This window comes from Alteromonas sp. ABV2_168, assembly GCF_056161165.1.
Window position 1 is genome coordinate 259,641 of sequence record NZ_JBSWYQ010000006.1, and the last position, 15,977, is coordinate 275,617.

The 15,977-nt window shown below is 50.6% G+C and carries 12 protein-coding genes; 7 read left to right on the forward strand and 5 right to left on the reverse strand.

Going from position 1 to position 15,977, the window contains the following annotated elements; translation table 11 throughout:
- Positions 1 to 215: 215 nt before the first annotated feature.
- Complete coding sequence (locus ACXAH4_RS11630) at positions 216 to 935, forward strand: hypothetical protein (protein ID WP_474881976.1); 720 nt, start codon at positions 216 to 218, stop codon at positions 933 to 935.
- Between the two features lie 76 nt (positions 936 to 1,011).
- Here ACXAH4_RS11630 and ACXAH4_RS11635 read toward each other — a convergent pair whose 3' ends face one another.
- Positions 1,012 to 3,072 (reverse strand): amidohydrolase family protein, encoded by a 2,061-nt coding sequence (locus ACXAH4_RS11635; protein ID WP_474881977.1) that lies wholly within the window; start codon positions 3,070 to 3,072, stop codon positions 1,012 to 1,014.
- A 114-nt stretch (positions 3,073 to 3,186) separates the two neighbouring features.
- Positions 3,187 to 4,971: a GGDEF domain-containing protein gene (locus ACXAH4_RS11640; RefSeq protein ID WP_474844434.1), complete on the reverse strand. Its 1,785-nt coding sequence runs from the start codon at positions 4,969 to 4,971 to the stop codon at positions 3,187 to 3,189.
- Positions 4,972 to 5,511: 540 nt separating this feature from the next.
- On the opposite strand from ACXAH4_RS11640, the gene ACXAH4_RS11645 reads away from it, so the two are divergent.
- Positions 5,512 to 6,732 (forward strand): MFS transporter, encoded by a 1,221-nt coding sequence (locus ACXAH4_RS11645; protein WP_474881979.1) that lies wholly within the window; start codon positions 5,512 to 5,514, stop codon positions 6,730 to 6,732.
- A gap of 1 nt (position 6,733) precedes the next feature.
- Here the strand turns inward: ACXAH4_RS11645 and ACXAH4_RS11650 are convergent, their stop codons facing one another.
- The 3 genes from ACXAH4_RS11650 to ACXAH4_RS11660 all read right to left on the reverse strand — a co-directional run bounded on the left by ACXAH4_RS11650 (position 6,734) and on the right by ACXAH4_RS11660 (position 10,793).
- Complete coding sequence (locus tag ACXAH4_RS11650) at positions 6,734 to 7,819, reverse strand: mechanosensitive ion channel family protein (RefSeq protein WP_474851644.1); 1,086 nt, start codon at positions 7,817 to 7,819, stop codon at positions 6,734 to 6,736.
- A gap of 152 nt (positions 7,820 to 7,971) precedes the next feature.
- Positions 7,972 to 9,294, reverse strand: coding sequence for an NAD(P)/FAD-dependent oxidoreductase (locus ACXAH4_RS11655; protein WP_474851240.1), 1,323 nt, complete (start codon positions 9,292 to 9,294; stop codon positions 7,972 to 7,974).
- Positions 9,295 to 9,329: 35 nt separating this feature from the next.
- Positions 9,330 to 10,793, reverse strand: a complete 1,464-nt coding sequence (locus tag ACXAH4_RS11660; RefSeq protein WP_474881980.1) for an aldehyde dehydrogenase family protein — start codon at positions 10,791 to 10,793, stop codon at positions 9,330 to 9,332.
- A gap of 180 nt (positions 10,794 to 10,973) precedes the next feature.
- Between ACXAH4_RS11660 and ACXAH4_RS11665 the strand changes: the two genes are divergently transcribed.
- From ACXAH4_RS11665 to ACXAH4_RS11685, 5 genes are all read left to right on the forward strand, one after another.
- The gene (locus ACXAH4_RS11665) at positions 10,974 to 12,128 is read left to right on the forward strand and encodes a M20 aminoacylase family protein (RefSeq protein WP_474881982.1); all 1,155 of its coding nucleotides are present in this window, start codon (positions 10,974 to 10,976) and stop codon (positions 12,126 to 12,128) included.
- 117 nt (positions 12,129 to 12,245) lie between these two features.
- A complete protein-coding gene (locus tag ACXAH4_RS11670) occupies positions 12,246 to 13,091 on the forward strand; it encodes a GNAT family N-acetyltransferase (protein ID WP_474881984.1) in 846 nt (281 codons plus the stop codon).
- Positions 13,092 to 13,095: 4 nt separating this feature from the next.
- The gene (locus tag ACXAH4_RS11675) at positions 13,096 to 13,482 is read left to right on the forward strand and encodes a hypothetical protein (protein ID WP_474881985.1); all 387 of its coding nucleotides are present in this window, start codon (positions 13,096 to 13,098) and stop codon (positions 13,480 to 13,482) included.
- Between the two features lie 80 nt (positions 13,483 to 13,562).
- On the forward strand, positions 13,563 to 14,822 hold the full coding sequence (locus ACXAH4_RS11680) for a TolC family protein (RefSeq protein ID WP_474881987.1): 1,260 nt from the start codon (positions 13,563 to 13,565) through the stop codon (positions 14,820 to 14,822).
- The coding region (locus ACXAH4_RS11685; protein WP_474881988.1) for an efflux RND transporter periplasmic adaptor subunit at positions 14,822 to 15,977 on the forward strand (1,156 nt) is incomplete at its 3' end. The genes ACXAH4_RS11680 and ACXAH4_RS11685, both read left to right, overlap by 1 nt.

Below are 15,977 nucleotides of genomic sequence, written 5' to 3' on the forward strand. Positions count from 1 at the left end.
TGAGGGGCAGGGGTTACCTTTGTGCCGGACAATAAGCACGAATGGGATGGGAACTCTGTTTGATATTGGTGCTGGGAATATCCGGTGCCTGAACACAACCCTTTGTATTAAAAAACATACCTTGTCATACAATCTGATACCCGGTTTAATGTTCATACACTTCAATTCTTCAGTGCTGCGCATAAAATAGACGCTTATCTTCAAAAGGTGTTCTAATGCAAATCAATACCAATCTTTCTGTACAGGACTATCTTCGGGGCTACAAGGAAATGTGCCGTTTCATTGCCCGGTCACCTGTGATCTGTGGTGTGATGTTGCTGTTGGCTCTGCTTGTTACTGTGGTGCCGTTTTCTTTCTTTCCGATACGCATGGGCGCGTGTGCGTTGCTGGTGTCACTTGTGGTATGTGTGGTCAGTATTCAGTACCGGTATGGTTCGCTCAGACGATTAGCCGCCGAACTGAACTTTCATCAGCGGCTGATATTGCCGGCTATTCTGGGGATCACTGCTTTAAGCTGGCTGGCATTTTTTGCCGCTGATTTACTGTCAGGATTAATGCCGGCAGCCTCCGGAAATGCAGTGGTGGCCTATGACGGGATGACGTTGACGGGGATTGTCATTGGCGGTGCGCTGGTGTGTGTGGCCCAATTGATGCCCTACATTCTGGCTCATTTTTGTCACAGTTTCTCACTGTCCCGCAAACAAGGAGAGCATATCTGGTTGTCGCTGATGTTACGCTGGAAAACGCTGGCTGCCTTTCTGCCTGTGGCATTGTTTGTTCCGCTGGCGATTGTGCTGAAGCAGGACTGGAGCGCATTTCTGCTGCTTGCAGCAAGCATGTACTGCACATTTTTAATGTTTATTGTGTTCAATATTACACCGGAACCGGAAGCACAGAAGGTGAGTTCGCCGGCATTTATGCCACAGGGCGCCTGAATATTGCCAGCAGAAGTTAACTGATTAAGCAGCCCCGTTAACGGGGCTGTCTTGTTTTTTTGTTAAGATAGCGGGGTTATTCGCCTTTTACTTCCGGCAGGGTGGTGAACGGTGTAATGCCAAACTCAGGATACACTTCATCCGGAAACAGGATTCGCCCGTCAGCGACGACCATGGCGATGGTTTTAATGGCTTTTAAATCTTCCACCGGGTTGCCGGGAATGAGGAAGAAGTCAGCCAGCTTGCCAGTTTCAATGCTGCCCAGTTTGTCATCGTGACCCATGTATACGGCCATGTCCCACGAGCCCCGTTTCAAAGCTTCTGCCGGTGTCATACCAAATTGTTGAAACAGCTCCAGCTCACGGTGCAGACGGAATGCGCCGCCCATATCCGTACCGGGCACCAGAAGAATGCCGTTTTCGTGCATTTTCTTCAGTGTGGCTACAATCTTCGCGTAGGCGTCTTTGTAAGCTTTATCTTCAGCTTCATCCGCCACATTCAGCATAGCGACCTTTGCGGCACGCTGACTGCTGAGAGGCATGTGATCAATATAGTCCACCACACCGGGGCTTACCGTACCGTTGCGGGAGGTCATGGCATGTTCGTGGATCACCGTTGTGGGATCCAGCGCGATGTTATTTTCCTTCATCAGCGTAAGTGTGTGATTAACCTGATCGCTGTTCAGATCCAAATCTGTAAAGCGTTTCATGCCGGTAATGCGGAATAGCGTACGGGTATCTTCTTTTCTGTCGAGCACCCAGCCCAGCATTAACTGGTTAATATGGGTGATCTCGTTGTAACCGGCAGCAATCATTTCATCTGCTTTGGCGAAAGCCGGAATGTGTCCGGCAACCCGAAGGCCGTTTTCATGTGCTTCTTTTGCCATGGCCGGCACCCATTTGGGATTCACCGAACTGTAGATCTTTATCTGAATATAATCATCCATACCGGCATATTTGCGGACCAGTTCAACGGCTTCGTCTTCGCTGGCGGCCAGTTCACCAGTGGAGTTACTGAAGGGACTTTTACCTTCAATAAAGCCGCTTTTAGCAATGCGAGGGCCTACCAGTATGCCATTGGCGATATTGTCTGTAATACCCTGCAGAATATCGACTTCGTTGCCCATGTCTCTGACGGAAGTAACACCGGCAAGCACGTTTAACAGCGCATCGTTATCACTCATATGGCCGTGCATTTCGTAGAGTCCGGCTACCAGTGTGCCGCCGCTGCCTTCAATGGTCACTTCGTCGTCTGATGGTGCAGCACTGACTGCTTCGATTGCCGTGATTGTGTTACCGGTGATCACTACAGACTTCGGTTCACTGAGGGAAAGACTTTGTGGCTCAAAAATGCGGACGTTGTTGATGCGTACCGGCTTTTCGTAGTCGTGCAGATAACGGCTGGCGATATCTTTATAGCGCTGTGCATTAAGCTGCGCGGTTAATTCCCGCAGGCGTGCTTTTTCCCCGGCAATCTCCGGTTTAACTATCGCTGTGCGCGGGCTGACCAGCCCCACTAACGCTTTGTTTTCATCAATGATGAAATAAGACGGGTTCATGGAAATCCCGCCAATGGCATAAAGTGTGGCTTTCATTTCACCGCCGGTGGCGGAGAGCGTGAGATCCTGCTTTTTGCTGAGCGTAATATTTCCGGAGGGAAGGGCGGGATACTGTGTCAGATTGTTATTCAGCAACGGCAGGGCATAAAGATACTCACTGAACGGGCTGCCGTTTTGTGCAATGTACACAGGTTCACCGTCAAATCCGGCCTCACCGGATTCGGCTTTAGATTGCCACGTGGCGGTGTTACCTGAGACTGAGAAATTCTCCTGCGTGGCGTTCCCGAACACAGTTTTACCTTCAACAGACCAGGAAAGAGGAATGTCGTTGTCAGACAAAATTATGGTTTCAGTGCTGCTGGCCCCGCGGCCGTTGTTTGAGAAACCGTAATCAATGTCTATTTTATTGCCGGTACGGGTGATATCCATATCACCCACGTCTGTACCGCCAAGGTACATATCAAAATGAGTAGTCGTTATTTTCTGAGTTGTTGTCTGACTGCTTGATCCGGTCTGTTCAGTCGGACCCGAGCAGGCAGTCAGTGCTGCCGTGAAGGTGAGTAGTGCCAGTTTTTTCATGTTATGTTCCCTTTATTATTCTAACCAGTATGTCACGGTTAACAGGGAAAACGCTGCAAACTAACTTTATTTCACTGCTGTACCCCGCAAACTTCAGACTACAGGCGGGGAAGGTTACCGGTTCTCCATATCAATAGACATGACCATTTCATCCAGAATATCACTTAAACCGGTAATCTTTTCGTGAGAGACAAACACGCTCATACTTGACTCAACGGCAACGTTGCCGGTCTTTGTGCCGTTGTCCAGTGTGTTGTCCAGCGCGGTCTGTACCCGCTCAAAATAAGAACGGGCGCTGCGTTCTTCAATATTGTGAAGGCACATGATGAATTGCTCGGTACCGAAGCGACCAAGAATGTCATTCCCCCGGGTGGTGAGCTGTAATGTTTGTGCCAGTTTTCTCAGCACACTGTCCGCTTTAGTGGAGCCCAGCAGCCGGATAATTTCCCGGAGGTTGCTGATATCAAAAATAGCGATGGCAATGGCGCGGTTTTTACCAGGGGCAGTCAGTCTGTTTATTCGGCTGATGGCGGTATCAGCATTTAACAACTGGGTGACCGGGTCGATGGCTTTAGAAGCAAGGAACTTCTTACGCAGCACATAGGCTGCCAGCGCAGCAGTGATAAGGAAAATCCCGGTCACTATGGCGAGAATTTGTTTGCGCTCCTTTTTCGCTTCAACAACTTCGCCCTCCAGGTCGTAAATCCGGTTGTACAGATTCGCTGCGCTCAGAATATTTGCGGAGTTTTGTTGTTGAATGCGTTTATTTTCAGCTTCAGCGGCAAACACTTCATTGGCGATTCGGGCTTTTTCTATGTCGCCCAGTGCCAGATACATGGCAAGATTGAAGCTCAGGTAATCCAGATTGGTTCTGAATCTGGGCGGGATGTAGTTATCACCTTTATTAAAGCTGTCTATGTAATTCTGCACACAGGTTAAATCATGATGGTACAGACAGACTTCCGTTTCGTGCCAGTTGTACATCAGCAGGCCGAATGAACTGGAAACGGCAGAAATTGCCGTTTTGAAATCCGGCAACGTGGCTGCAAGCTGGTCAAAATCCCGGGCTTTACGATAGTAATATGACAGAGCGTAATGATAGTGGTAGTTAGTCAACGGAGTATTAATTTCACGGTTCAGTGCGCCGTATTCCATGATCCGCCGGTACGCTTCTTCGGTTTGCCCGCTGCTTATCAGCGATACAATGGCACTGATGAGAATACTGAGTTTATTGCTGCCTTCATAAACCTTCAGGCCCATTTCATGAGCTTTAATATATTGCTCTGCTGCCAGAGCATGTTGCCCCAGGCTGCCGTAGAGCAGGCCTATGGCGTTGTGAATATGGGCCAGTACGCCGGGGTTTCCTGATGCGGCATTCTGCTCCAGTACCGTAAACATCTTGCCAAGACGCTCTCCGGTTGTAGACGATTCTGAGCAATAGGTAATGAGTGATAATGAAGCGAAGGTGAAAATATCGCTGTGTCGTTCCGGTGAAGACAGTGATCTGGCCTGACGGTAATACTGACAACGTTCAGGACTTTCCTGCGCATCGTAGATAAAGCCAATTTGGTTGATGGCTGAAACGTAAGCGTATGAGGTGTCATCCACATCTTCCTGCGCGATCAGGGATTTGAGCATAGTCAGTGCACTTTCGTAATCGCCTCCGCAGATCAGAAACTGGCCTTTCGCGCTGAGCAGGGAAAAACGTTGGTCAGCCGTAACAGACTTATCACTCAGCGTGGCTTCCAGTTCATCAAACAGGGCAGAGTCCGGGCAATCATAAGCCGGCGCCCGAACTTTATTGATGACATCATCGACTGTGGTTGCCGCAAAGGCCGGCATTGCGGACAGCACGAATAACGTGAGCGCTGTCATCAGAGCGCGTAATTTACTGTACATGGTAATTATTTTTTCTTTTTTTAATCAAACCGGCTTTGTAAAGAAGCGATGCCGGCAAGCAGTTCCGTCCGGGCTGCTCATCCTGAGCGAGCCTGATACGGAAAAATATCATTTTTTTATCCGCTATGTGCAGATAATGATAACCATTATGAACAATGCCGCACAGAGGAAAATCAATTATTCGTAAAAGTTTTTAAGTTGCTGTTAGTAATCTATATTTATATTGAAAAAAGCGCATATTGCAGTGATGAATCAACAAAATAGTATGACAAACAACGTTGTTCAACAGCCATCACAATGCGGTATAATAATGTCGTTCCGATGGATCGGCCCGAACACTAAACAATATCAACATTAAAACATCATACTGCGAAGTCCGGCTACATTCTGTTTTATCCGAATTATCGCAGATACACCTTACACCTGTATTTCACATTCTATATCCGGTAGGAAGACTTGCTAAATCATCAGCGATGTAAAGCGATGACAGGCAGTGGCTTTGCCGGCTTTATTTACACACTATCCTGATAGAAGGTATCTATGTCATTTAATAACGGGACATCGCAGACGTCTCATTTCTGGCCAATTCTCATCATGGCACTGGGAACGTTTACCCTCGGCCTGACTGAATTTGCGTCTATGTCAATGTTGCCACTTATTGCAGCTTCTTTTGACGTAACGCCATCGATGGCCGGTAATGTGATAAGTGGTTACGCCATCGGCGTGGTGATCGGTGCACCGCTTTTCATGTTGCTGACAAACAAAACGAACCGGCGCACATCGCTGATTTTATTTGTGATAATGATGTTTGTGGCAAACGGCCTCAGTGCTGTAGCAACATCTTTACCGGAAATGGTGTTCTACCGCGTACTCAGCGGTTTACCTCATGGTGCGTATTTTGGTACAGCATTACTGGTAGCCTCAGACATGGCACCAAAAGGTAAGCGCGCCAGCTTCATGTCTAAAGTGTTTATGGGCCTTACCATTGCAACGATTGTGGGTGTACCCATGGCTACTCTGGTGGGGCAGGCCATGAGCTGGCGGGTTTGTATGGGCATTGTTGCTGTACTTGCCCTTATTACTGCAGTATTGATTTATTTTGTTGTGCCAAGCAGTCCGGTGAAAACGCCTACGCGGTTACGTGAAGAATTCGGCGTGCTGAAGAACAAGTTAGTATGGTCAATTTCCGGCATTATCTTCGTGGGGTTCGGCGGCGTATTCTGCATTTACACGTATCTGGCAGACACGATTATTAATGTAACTGAAGCTCCTGAAGTGACTATTTCTATTGCCATGATGATGTTCGGTATCGGTACGACTATCGGCAACTGGGTGTGCGGACGGTTAGCAGACAAATCGCCCATTGCTACCACCGGCATCGCACTGCTTTGCAGTGTGGGTATTGCGGTGATGTATGTTTTCGCGGCGTCAAACATTTACTGGTTATATGTGACTGTATTTTGCCTCGGTGCCAGTGTGGGCCTGGCGGCGGTTATTCAGTCCATGTTGCTGGATGTATCGCCTACCGGTCATGCCATGATTGGTGCACTGGTACAGTGCGCGTTTAACACGGCTAACGCCATCGGCCCTATGATTGGCGGTACTCTGTTGGCTACAGGCGCTACTTTCAATGAAACTGGCTATGCCTCTGCCTTATTGTTCCTGGGTGGCCTGGTAATGTGGGCACTGAGCTATATACAAATGCGTCAGAAACAGCAGCCCCGGCCTGTTTGTACCAACCCCAATCCAAGCTGCGGTTGATTTATGAAGATTTCTCCGGCGGCATTGTTGCCTCCGGAGATTTCGCTGCAGCCAGTATTGCTGCAGCATTCTCCTGATCCACATTAAGCGCTGTAATAGGAAAGGGGATTACAATGCCTTCTTCATCAAAGCGCTTTTTCAGCATCTTGATGAATGCACTTTTGATAAAGAAGCGGTTAAAGTATTCCTTTGTTCTGAGCATCACGGTCAGGTTAATACTGGAATTATCAAAGGTGTGAAACAGCACAAACGGCTCGTAGGTTTCTACGCCGTATTCGTGGTGTTTTAACGTGTAATTCGCTACCTCCAGACAAATATCTTCCACCTTGTCCAGGTCAGAATTATAGTGCACGCCTACTTCCACGGGCACAGACAATTCCCGCTCGGGATAGTAATAGTTGATCAGTTTTGAATTCGACAGTTTACTGTTTGGCATGATCACAATGTTATTTGGCAGCATGCGCACCCAGGTGGAACGCCAGCCAATTTTTTCCACAAAGCCCTGTTCACCTGAATCCAGCTCAATAAAGTCACCGATGCGGATAGGTTTATCCACGACCAGTTGCAAGCCGGAGAAGAAGTTTTCCAGAGTAGGCTGAAGGGCCAGAGCCACTGCCAGAGAAGTGATTCCCAGTGACGCAATGACCGGCGTAATAGACACGCCCATAGTGCTCAAAATTATCAGCAGAGCCAGTGACGCCAGTATGGCGCGGATTGCGCCGCCGGCAATGCCGCTGCTATTTTTAACCAGCGTGGACTGATTCTGATACCGCCGTAACGAATAACTGAAAAAGCGCTCAAAAAACAAAAATAACGTGAGGATCAGACCGGCCTTCACCACGTGATCCACAATGGCTGCAATGTCTTTGTCTATGATACCGGGCCATATGAGCAGAAACCGGCCGAGTACAATAATAACAAGGAAGATAAACAGGGTAAGGGGCGCATCCAGAGACAGCACAAGTATGCGGTAAATGCCTGCCATGGAGCTGTCCTGAGAGCGGGCTTTTCGGGTTAGCCGCACCAGGATAATGCGTTTGGCGATGAAGAGTAGTGCAATGACACACAACAGTACGCCCAGGGTCATTGCTTCCTGGGTCTTAAGAAATGCAGGTATCGTCATATTGGAGGATTTCCGGCAATAGCAGAACATTATTGTTTACTGCTTTTGCCGGTAAACGGTGCAAAAGCTGCACCATTCTCTTATAAGTCCGGTAAGTCACGCCCGTTAACGGACGGTTAAATTGCACCTACTTCAATTTTGGAGCCGTCAGTTAACCGTGATAAACGATATGCGGTAGCATCTACCTCAGGGGTATTGTTTACTACCAAATCGGCGGCAACTTTTGCCAGTCCGGGCCCGAGGCCGAACCCATGCCCTGAACAGCCTGCTGCAAGATAAAAACCTTCCAGGCCATCGACTTCGGACATTACCGGAATGGCATCCGGTGTACAGTCTACATAACCACCCCAGCTTTCGCCGATTTCCATGTCTGCCAGTTCAGGAAAAATGGTTCTGACCGCATGTAAAGTCTTTTCCAGATTACTTTTCACTGGCGCCGGATCCAGAATCCGGTGTTTTTCCATGGGAGACATCTGTGAATTTTTCCAACGGTTGATTGCTTCAGGGCCGGAGAAAAATGAGCTGCCGATCCCGGCCTGAACCGCTTTTAACCGCTTGATAAACATAGGCATAAAGGGTTTGGCAAAACGTATGCCCTGTGGGGTAAATTCAAGCAGTGCCGTGCCGCTGAGGGCGACGGTGTACGTGCCGTCCAGGCGACGGGTTAATGCCACGCCGGACGTGTAAATGGCTTCACCGATGTTCTTAATGGGTTTGGAGCGGAATGCGGTTTGTCTCACACTGGCCTGTGGAAAGATAATGCCGTGATGACGACAGAACATGGAAGCCCATGCACCGGCAGCGCACAGCACCCGCTGAGTTTGAATGGTACCTTTTTCGGTGATGACACCGCTCACTTTGCCACTGGTAATATCTAAACCACGTGCTGCACAGTGCTGATGTATGGTGGCACCGAGTGCCCGTGCGCCTTCCGCTATCATGGGGGCAGCAAGGGCAGGCTCACCTTTGCCGTCGTCAACAGAATGCACACCGCCCAGCCAGGTTCTGCCATTGGCCGGTATTTTTTCATTGGCTTCTGCTGCACTCAGCATTCGGGTGTTCACATCGAACTGTTTTGCCGTTTCACGCCAGGCATCCCATTCAGCCAGCTGCTGAGGATCGTCGGTGGCATACATTAAACCGCAGCGTCTGAAACCGAGATCTTCTCCAATATCACGGGACAATTCGTCCCACAGGCGCATGGAGAGGCCTGATGTGGGCAACTCCCGGGCATCACGGTTTTGCTGGCGGCACCAGCCCCAGTTACGGCTGGATTGTTCTGCGCCAACCCGTCCTTTTTCTACCAGCACAACGCGGTAGCCTTGTTTAGCCAGAAAATAGGCGGCTGACGAACCAATAATACCGCCACCGATGATCACCACATCAGCGTGTGAAGGTAAGGTGTCATCGCTGGCAATGTGTTTTAACTGTGGAGACATGCTTCTTCCAATTTTATCAGGTTAACGTGATAATGTTATTCGGGTTGTGCGTAGCCGACGATGGCTTTGGTTTCCAGATATTCTTCTAACCCTTCCACGCCGTATTCACGGCCTGTACCGGATTGTTTGTACCCACCAAAAGGCGCTTGCGGGTCCCAGGCCGGATAGTTGATGTGCACCTGACCGCTGCGGATTTTTTTTGCGACCTTACGGGCCATCGTCAGATCCTGAGACTGTACATGTGCGCCCAGCCCGTAAACGGTGTCGTTTGCGATTAAAACGGCTTCTTCCAGTGAATCGTAGGGGATTAAGCAAATCACCGGACCGAAAATTTCTTCCTGTGCAATGGCCATGTTGGTGGTGACATCACTGAATACTGTCGGTCTGGCGAAATAGCCTGTTGGAAGATGGTCAGGTGTTCCGGTGCCGCCAACAATGCAACGTGCTCCTTCGTCTAACCCTTTTTGAATCATTGTCTGCACCCGGTCGAACTGCGCTTTATTGGCAAGGGGGCCGTGGGTCGCATCCTCATTGTCTGCCACATCCAGAATAAACCCGTTCACCGCAGTAACCGCTAACGCTTCCACTTCCTCAAGGCGTTCACGGGGAACCAGCATACGGGTAGGTGCGCTGCAGGACTGTCCGCAGTTTCGCATGCCTGCAGCAATACCAGCCGGTACAGCGGTATTAAAATCCGCATCGGGTAACAGCAGGTTCGGTGATTTACCGCCCAGTTCCTGTGCGACACGTTTCACTGTTTTCGCCGCAGCCTGTGCCACCAGAATACCTGCCCGGGTTGAGCCGGTGATAGAAATCATGTCCACATCGTTATGTTCAGACAGGGCTGTACCTACCACAGCACCATCACCATTCACTAAATTAAATACGCCGGCCGGAAACCCTGCTTCATGAACCGCCTGTGCAAAGGCAAGGGCACTTAACGGAGACAGTTCACTGGGCTTTAACACCACGGTACAACCGGCAGCCAGCGCCGGGGCGACTTTGGCAGTGATTTGATACAACGGCCAGTTCCAGGGCGTGATAAGTGCAGCCACACCAATGGGCTCTTTGACGATGGCTGTGGTGCCGCGTAACTGTGTGAACGGGTAGCGCTGTAGATTATCCCTCGCTGTCTGGATATGAGCTTTGGCCAGAGGCACCTGAGCATTCCGTGCATAGGTGAGCGGTGCACCCATTTCCGCAGAAATCAATCGGGCAAAAGATTCTGCCATCTTATCAAATTGTGCCAGCAGCCCGTCCAGCAGCGCAAGGCGCTGTTCTGTTGTGGTTTCAGACCAGCTCCCAAAAGCGGTCCGGGCAGCGGCGACGGCGCTGTCGACATCCTGCTGACTACCCATCCGGACAGACGTTAACACTGATTCATCAGAGGGGTTAACAACATCAACACAGGCTGTACCTTGTGTGTCGACCCAGGCGCCATTGATGTAGCTTTGTGAAACAGGTAAATCCTGAATAAGAGATGAGGTTGCCACTTGCATAAGAAATCCGGCTGAATACTGATGGTGAAAAGTCTACCTGTTTTACAAGAGCATAGGTTGCCGCAGATAACTATGTCACAGCAAAAAATGTTGCTGCAGACTCACTAAACACGTCGAATGCGCTGTAAGAGATACGGTAAACTGTGTGAAACAGCAAAGTATACCGCAGCGGAGTAACCCATGGGCACCAGCAATTCCATCGATGATTTGATACCGTCGTTAGTCACTTTCAGACGGGATATTCATCAGCATCCTGAACTGGCTTATAAGGAGTACCGCACCGCTGAAAAAGTGGCTGAGGCTTTACACGCGCTTGGTTTAGACGTCACGACAGATATCGGCGGAACAGGTGTTGTGGCGACTCTGACAAAAGGCGACGGAAAGAAAACGTTGGGTTTGCGCGCCGATATGGATGCACTGCCAATTCAGGAAAATACCGGTTTACCCTATGCAAGTTGCCATGACGGTGTATTCCACGGGTGCGGCCATGACGGGCACACCGCCATGTTGCTCGGAGCGGCACAGCAGCTCTCCCGCGCCGGCAATTTTAACGGCACAGTCCGGTTTATTTTTCAGCCTGCTGAAGAAGGCAAGGCCGGTGCCAGAGCCATGATTAAAGACGGGCTGTTTGAACGTTTCCCCTGCGACAGGGTGTACGCTTTGCATAACTGGCCGGATTTACCCGCAGGCACCATTGCTACCCGCCCCGGCCCGATTATGGCGGCGGCAGACAAATTTGAGATCACGGTATCAGGCAAAGGCGGCCACGCCGCATTACCTCACCAGACACCTGATGCCATTCTTACGGCCAGTGAGTTAGTCAGTCAGCTCAACACCATCGTTGCCAGGCGTATTCCTGCAACAGCAACGGCTGTAGTATCGGTGACCCGCATAGAGGGCGGGCATTCTCATAATGTGTTACCGGCCAAAGTCTCTGTTACCGGTACCGTACGCACGTTTGATCCAGAGGTACAAAACGCCATTGAACAGGCGATGCTGCAAATCATAGAAGGTACAGCGAAGGCCAGCGGTACTGACATTAAACTTGAGTATGACCGCTACTACCCGGCAACCATTAATCATCAGCAGGCAGCAGAAGATGCGCTGGTGGCGGCCAGTGCAACAGGTAAGGCCCTTGAAGCGCCGGAAGCTGCATTTACTTCTGAAGACTTTTCTTTCATGCTGCAAGCCTGTGAAGGCGCGTATATCTGGTTAGGGCAGGGCAAACCTGACAAGCATATTCCGTTGCATCACCCTGAGTTCGACTTCAATGATGATGTGCTGGCAACCGGCGTTTCTCTGCATTGCGCGCTGGCGGAGCAATATCTGCGGTGACAGGCAGTGTTTTCAACATAACATGCTTGTTGAGAAGTATTATCATTTACGAAAGTTGATTGAAAAACGCAGGTACTTAGTTTTTGCGTTTGTCCCCATCAGGCAGAGGATGTAACTATGACGGGAACCCCATTCACAGTCAGACCCATGCAGGCAACGGATTTACCGCTTTGCTTATCATTTACGCAGGCCGTTAAGTGGCCGCACCGCGATATCGACTGGCAACTGCATTATGAAACCGGTAACGGCAGCGTAATAACCGGTGAGAATGATGACATCGTTGGTTGTATTCTGTGGTGGGATTACGACAACTGCGCCACCGTAGGTCTTGTGGTTGTGCCGGACCATATGCAGGGACAAGGTCTCGGCCGCCGGCTGATGAACACTGTGATGTCACAAGCAGGTGACAGAACATTGATGCTGGTAGCAACCGAAGCGGGTAAGCGCCTGTACGAACAGTGCGGCTTTTCAGTCACAGATAACGTCACTCAGGTGCAGGGGACATTAACGGGGTTACCCTCGAAACCCGATGTGCCGGATGTTATATCATCCATGCAACAGGATGATATTCAAGATGTTTTTTCTTTCGATGCCCTTGCTTATCAGTGCGATCGCAGTAAACTGCTCGGAAGTTTCTTCTCGCTGGCACAGGGTGTGGTAGCGAGAGACGGTGACGCTCTGACAGGCTTTGCTTTTTTACGTACCAGTGGCCGTGGCCAGACAATCGGACCCGTGGTAGCGGCATCTGAAGACGTGGCAAAAGCCCTTATTCTCACTTTAATTGAGAACGTAGAAGGCTTTGTACGTTTCGACTTAACCGGCTGTGCAGAAGCAGTGAAAACCTGGCTCATTGATGCAGGACTTCAGCAAGTCGATTATGTATGCGTAATGCAAAAAGGTGAAAAGCCACAGGGTGACGGCTCCCGTAAAGTGTTTGCTTTAGCCTCACAGGCGTTTGGCTAAGAATTTGATGAGAAGGCTCAGTGTGGTTTCAACCCGGTTAAGATCGTTGATAGTCGTTCTGCTTATGGCGTTTTGTTGTCAGAGCATGGCGTCGGCGTTTGATAATCACGAAGCCCATCAGTCCGGAACTGAACATCTGACTTTCGAGCATGGTCACGACGACGATGCCGGCAATGATGTGAGTTTTTCTCAATCCTTTGATATTAATGAAGATGGTGGTGCGTATGACTGCCATCATTGTTGCCACTGTCATGGTGGTCATCATGTTTTCCTGCCCGTGGTGTTATCATCATTGCATGTAGATACAATGAAACACCGGGCCCGTGGCAACCCTTCTTCAGCCGGTGACGGCTACCTTTCCAACCTGTTAAGGCCTCCTATTTCTGCTTAATTCCGGCGCAATCACAGCGCCTGTTTACAGCTCTGTTGATGTCAACAGACAGCGTTAATAACCGAATTAAGAGAAAGACTATGCAAAAACGTGTCACTACGGCTGCGCGTGTTGTCGCAGCCTGTGCATTCATGATTGTTTATCCGTCTGCGTCTGCCACTGGATCTGCAGACTGGGCCAGTATGACCCTGGGCACCCTAAACGAAAACCCGCAGTTGCAGGCTCAGCAGCGTGCGGTATCAGCGAACCGGTATGGGCGTAAAGCCGCATCCCGGCCTCTTTTTAACCCTGAACTGCAAACCAGTGTGGAGCGGGAAGGGGAAGAAACCAATTATCAAATCGGACTGTCCTCGCAGATAGACTGGTGGGATGTAAAACAAACCCGTACTGATGTAGCAGAGGCGCAGTTTTTACTCGCAGAGGCTGAGCTTTCCGCTGTGACAAATCAGTTGCTTGCCCGGCTGGTTGATGCGCAGCTTAACGGCTATCTGGCGCGCAAAGCACTGGTGCTGGCATCGGAGCAGGTGAGCCGTGATTACGCCATGTTGTCTTTGTCTGAGCGGCAACTGGCAGCGGGTGAGATTGCACAAACCGATGTTGCCATTGCGAAGGCGATTCTGGCTGACAGTCTGGTGTGGGAAGGTGAAGCCAGCTTTGCGGTGTTGCAGGCAGAGCAAACACTGGAACAACTAGGTGTGAGGGACATGGGTTTTCCCGCTATTCCTGATGCTGTCTGGCAAAATGAGCCGGCGTTGCTGCCGGGAAGTGACATTATGGCTCTGCCGCAATCACAGGTGGCCCGGTTCAGCTGGCTGGTGGCGAAGCAACAGGCCGCAAACGAACGTCAGGGAAATAAACCCGTACCGGTTATTGGTGTTGGCGCCGGCAAACAAGCCGGTGAAGGACTGGTTTCACTGAATGTGTCTGTGCCCCTGCAGTGGCGTAATGATTTCAGTGATGCTAATGCCGCCGCCAATGAGCAGGCGCTGTCGGCTGAACTGATGTTTAAAAATACCATACAGGCACAACAAAGTGCCGTGTCTCTGGCTTACCGGAATGCGCTTCAGCACCGTCAGCGTTTTCAGCGCTGGCAGCAGCTTTCAGCGGGTCAGCTCGATCAGCAGTTCAGTGTGTTGCAATCCCGTTATGCGCAGGGGGATTTAAGCATGGCGGATTATCAGAATCAGATCACACAAGTACGTCAGGGAAAACGGGCTGCACTGGCGCTGGAAGCCGCCTTTAAAGAAAGTCATCTCACCTGGTTGCAGGTCACTGCAAAATTACCCTCTTTACTAACCGCAATGCCGGCAGACAAACCGGGCGCAGAAGGAACACGATAATGATTACATTAAGTCACTTATTCCGCTTTACGGGGTTATCGCTGCGTCGCACGGTATTTTCTCTGTCAGTCATACTTTTCTCTTTCACAGCGACGGCGCAGGAGCACAGCCACGATGAAGAACATCCACACGAAGAAGTGCGGGAGCATCAGGCTGAAAAACATGATGAAGAAGGACATGTCGAAGACGGGCACGATGAAGACCATCATGATGAGTCAGCAGCTGTTGTCTTGTCCGAGGCTCAACGGCAAATGGCAGGGATCCGTTTAGATACCTTAAACCTGCAAACGCTAAATGCTTCTGCCTATGCGCCGGGGGAGATTAAAGCCAACGGTTATCAAAGTTACATCGTGTCGCCGCGGGTAAGCTCAGTGGTTACCACGCGGTATGCTGCGTTAGGTGAGCACGTGAAAGCAGGTCAGCCTCTGGTGGGCCTGTTCAGTGAAGAGATGGTGACCGCCCAGAGTGCACTGCAACAGGCGGCAACCGAATGGTTCCGGGTAAAGCAGCTTGGTCAGCAGGCGGTGGGAGAGAAGCGCTTTGTCAGTGCGCGGACGCAGTTCAATGCGGCAAGCCGCCGTTTAAAAGCGTTTGGTCTGCGTAACGATACCATTGATGCCATTGCCGGACAGGAAGACTATCCGCTGGGTGAATATACGCTCTCAGCGTTGTCTGACGGTGTGGTGATGCAGGACGAATTTAATCAGGGCCAGCGCATCGAAGCCGGCCAGTCTTTGATGCTGATTTCAGATGAAGCCAGATTATGGGTTGAAGCCCGGCTGCCTGCGCACAACGATCTGCCGTTGAAAGTAGGCACGGAAGCGGTGGTCATGGCCGGCGGCCTGCGGGCCATTGCTACTATCACTCAGGAAGCGCATACCATCGATCCGCAAACCCGCACACGGGTGGTAAGGATGGATCTGAATAACCTGCGCCATCAATTTCATGCCGGCATGTTTGCCGATATCTATTTTCAGTCACCTTTTTCTGAAAAGGTTCTTGCTGTGCCTGAGTCTGCGCTGATGCGTGATGCTGACGGTGACTGCCCACCCTTCTCCCCCCTCCCTCCCCCCCCCCCCCCCCCCCCCCCCCCCCCCCCCCCCCCCCCCCCCCCCCCCCCCCCCCCCCCCCCCCCCCCCCCCCCCCCCCCCCCCC

Bases quoted from the DNA above. Each gene is read 5' to 3' on its own strand.
- ACXAH4_RS11655 (WP_474851240.1), bottom strand. From the start codon at position 9,294: ATGTCTCCACAGTTAAAACACATTGCCAGCGATGACACCTTACCTTCA.
- ACXAH4_RS11640 (WP_474844434.1), bottom strand. From the start codon at position 4,971: ATGTACAGTAAATTACGCGCTCTGATGACAGCGCTCACGTTATTCGTG.
- ACXAH4_RS11670 (WP_474881984.1), top strand. From the start codon at position 12,246: ATGACGGGAACCCCATTCACAGTCAGACCCATGCAGGCAACGGATTTA.
- ACXAH4_RS11635 (WP_474881977.1), bottom strand. From the start codon at position 3,072: ATGAAAAAACTGGCACTACTCACCTTCACGGCAGCACTGACTGCCTGC.
- ACXAH4_RS11660 (WP_474881980.1), bottom strand. From the start codon at position 10,793: ATGCAAGTGGCAACCTCATCTCTTATTCAGGATTTACCTGTTTCACAA.
- ACXAH4_RS11630 (WP_474881976.1), top strand. From the start codon at position 216: ATGCAAATCAATACCAATCTTTCTGTACAGGACTATCTTCGGGGCTAC.
- ACXAH4_RS11680 (WP_474881987.1), top strand. From the start codon at position 13,563: ATGCAAAAACGTGTCACTACGGCTGCGCGTGTTGTCGCAGCCTGTGCA.
- ACXAH4_RS11650 (WP_474851644.1), bottom strand. From the start codon at position 7,819: ATGACCCTGGGCGTACTGTTGTGTGTCATTGCACTACTCTTCATCGCC.
- ACXAH4_RS11665 (WP_474881982.1), top strand. From the start codon at position 10,974: ATGGGCACCAGCAATTCCATCGATGATTTGATACCGTCGTTAGTCACT.
- ACXAH4_RS11645 (WP_474881979.1), top strand. From the start codon at position 5,512: ATGTCATTTAATAACGGGACATCGCAGACGTCTCATTTCTGGCCAATT.